2 protein-coding genes are annotated in these 3,298 nt (G+C 36.7%); both read left to right on the top strand.

Features of this window, described 5'->3' with window-relative positions; translation table 11 throughout:
- The first annotated feature begins 200 nt into the window (after positions 1-200).
- Positions 201-1,706: an aldehyde dehydrogenase family protein gene (locus ACED45_RS23790; RefSeq protein WP_048660432.1), complete on the top strand. Its 1,506-nt coding sequence runs from the start codon at positions 201-203 to the stop codon at positions 1,704-1,706.
- Between the two features lie 255 nt (positions 1,707-1,961).
- Positions 1,962-3,260 carry a hypothetical protein gene (locus ACED45_RS23785; protein WP_371715187.1) on the top strand — a complete coding sequence of 433 codons (1,299 nt, stop codon included), beginning with the start codon at positions 1,962-1,964 and terminating at the stop codon, positions 3,258-3,260.
- Positions 3,261-3,298: the final 38 nt, after the last annotated feature.

Here is a 3,298-nt window from a genome sequence, read left to right as displayed (position 1 = left end):
AATAATCACCCATACTGGCCGTTTCTATCTGAGATCCAATTAGGAAACAAAGCCGACTTTAACTGCGACCATTTACACATAAACCATTGAGTTTATGTGGTTAAATTTAAAAATAACTAAATCTATGGACAAGGTTTCTTATTTTATTTTTTCTGGGCAAGTAGATAATAATGCACAGAATCTTAAAAAAGGAACTGACAATGTTATACGCACAACCTGGAACTGAGAACTCAATTGTTGATTTCAAACCACAATATCAAAATTTCATTGGAGGAGCATGGATCGCACCGAAACATGGAAAGTATTTTACGAACACCTCTCCAATCAACCACTCAGTAATTTGCGAAATTCCGGCTTCGACTCAAGAAGATATCGATTTAGCAGTTAATTTTGCACATGGTGCAAAAAGCGATTGGGCTTCAACATCAGTTACTGAGCGTTCGAACATACTACTAAAGATCGCAGATCGTATTGAACAGAATCTTGAGATGCTTGCTATTGCTGAAACCTGGGATAACGGGAAACCTGTCCGCGAGACGCTCGCCGCTGATATTCCTCTGGTAGTCGACCATTTCCGTTATTTTGCTGGATGCATTAGAGCCCAAGAAGGCTCTGCTTCAGAGCTGGATTCGCAAACCATGACCTACCACTTTCCTGAACCTGTTGGGGTTGTCGGACAAATTATTCCATGGAACTTTCCACTCTTGATGGCGGCTTGGAAACTAGCACCAGCTCTGGCTGCAGGTTGTTGCGTTGTCTTGAAGCCAGCAGAGCAAACTCCTGCATCGATATTGTTCTTAATGGAACTCATCGAAGATCTCGTACCTGCTGGTGTAATAAATATCGTTAATGGCTATGGTTCAGAAGCGGGTCAAGCGCTTGCAACACACAAAAAAATTGCAAAAATCGCCTTTACTGGATCGACTGAAGTTGGACAACATATCCTTAAGTGCGCCGCTGATAACCTGATCCCATCAACAGTCGAGCTAGGTGGTAAGTCTCCAAACATCTTTATGGCTGATATATTTGATCACGAAGACAGCTATCTAGATAAGTGTATCGAAGGCGTACTACTGGCTTTCTTCAATCAAGGTGAAGTTTGTACGTGCCCTTCGCGAGTTCTGATTCAAGAATCTATTTACGATCGCTTCATTTCGCGTTTACAGACTCGCATGAAAACGATCAAACAAGGAAACCCGCTCGATACCGATACACAAGTCGGATCACAGGTTTCAAGAGAGCAGTTTGACAAAATCCGTCAATATATCGCACTTGGTCATGAAGAAGGCGCTGAATTACTTATTGGCGGTAAGAGTTATGAAGACAATGGCTACTTTGTCGAGCCAACTCTCTTCAAAGGAACTAACGAGATGCGTATTTTCCAAGAAGAGATCTTTGGTCCAGTCGTTGCTGTTACAACATTTAAAGACTCTGAAGAAGCACTGGCTATCGCTAACGGTACTGAGTATGGATTAGGTGCAGGGGTATGGACACGTGATAACAATCTGATTTCACATATGACGAAAAATATCCAAGCTGGACGAATTTGGGTCAACTGCTACCACGCGTATCCAGCTCACGCTGCATTTGGTGGTTACAAAAAATCCGGCATTGGTCGAGAAACACACAAAATGATGCTCGATCATTACCAAAATACCAAAAATATCATCGTAAGCCATAGCATTGATCCCTTAGGCTTCTTCTAATTATTCAACTGCTCCTCTGCCCGATGGTTTATCGGGCATATTTTTATCAGAATAATAATTTTCAATGGCTTGGTATCATAACAAAATGGTTAATAAAAGTAGCTCTAAATTGACAATAACCTAACTTATAAACGAATTATAGAGAATGCAAACCCGTTCAATATTTTTATTTGGTTGATCTTCAAAGGATACCTCACCTTAGAAGAAATAATTATTATTAAAAATAAATCTAGCAGAAAATAATGGAAAAACAATGTGCATAAATTTAAATTACAAGTCATAGGTTCAATGGTTCTAATCATCACAATGATTATTTTAATCATCGCATCTTTGAATTTTTGGTCTTTCCACAATGAAAGTATTCGATTAAACAAGGAGATACTTCATGAGAAAAACTCAACAATTAACGGAAAGATGACAGAAAAACTAGAAATTTACAAACACATTTTGTCTTCAATAAAAATAGATGATGATAGTTATAGAAATGGTAGTTTATCCTCTAACCTTACTAACCAACTGCAATCAATTCATAATATTTTTGGTAATATTAGTATCGGTGTCTTCCTTTTTGACCGTGAAGTTTCGCTTTACGATATGTCTGGAAAAATTACAGAAGTTAATGTTAAAAAAATTCAACGTGATTATTTTATCGAAACATTCGAGAAAGGTAAAGAGTTCTATGTTTCAAAGCCTTATACTTCATCAACTTCGGGAGAGGTCGTATTCGGTATAGTGTATAAGATAAATGAAGATATCGCGATAATTAGTAGCATAAAAAAAGGATCAATACTAAAAGATATTATAGGTAGAGACGATGTTTTCCTATATACGGAAGAAGGGACAATAATAACCTCACCTAATAAAGAACAAGTAGGAAGTAATATATTCTTAGAAAACCCTACATTTAAAAAATTTGATAATAACCACCCAGAATTATCATATACAAATCGAATCGGACGAAAAGATGTAGATTATACTGCTTTTTGGAGCAAACTAGATATCAACGGGTGGGAGTATGTAATTTTTACCAAAGATAATATTATAAACAAAGGAGTTAATGACCAAGTTTTCATCTCTATACTCACCGGATTACTGTGTATAATTTCTTCTATTGGTATCTTATTTTTTATTATACACATATTGGTCTTAAAACCTGTTGGCGGTTCTCCTAAAGATATTGCTTTGTTGATGGAATCCATGGCTAAAGGAAATCTTCGTCAAAATATAAAAAAAACAGGGAATGAAACAGGGATATATCGTTCACTCATTAATTTTTCTGAACAACTATCTAATTTGATTAAAAATTCACATGGAATTGCAGAGAATGTCTCATCTGCCTCACAACAACTCACTGTAGTTATGTCAGATACAATACAAAACGTTCAATATGAACTATCTCAAGTTGAACAGATATCTACTGCTATTAACGAGCTTTCGACATCCTCACTAGAAGTAAGTGATAAAGCAACAATGGCCGAAGAAGAAACACGAGCAAGCCAAAATAATGTTGAACATGGTATCAAAATATTGAATGAAAACGGCTTTGTTGCGTAATTAAATTTAAAGATAGAACTACCCCGTTTCGCGTATTT

This window comes from Vibrio crassostreae, assembly GCF_041439375.1.
Classification (GTDB): Bacteria; Pseudomonadota; Gammaproteobacteria; order Enterobacterales; family Vibrionaceae; genus Vibrio; species Vibrio crassostreae_D.
The sequence above is the reverse complement of the archived record's forward strand: the minus strand, read 5'-3'. Positions and strand labels throughout refer to the sequence as shown.

Excerpts from the sequence above, each read along its gene's own strand:
- ACED45_RS23790 (WP_048660432.1), top strand. The coding sequence starts at position 201 with ATGTTATACGCACAACCTGGAACTGAGAACTCAATTGTTGATTTCAAA.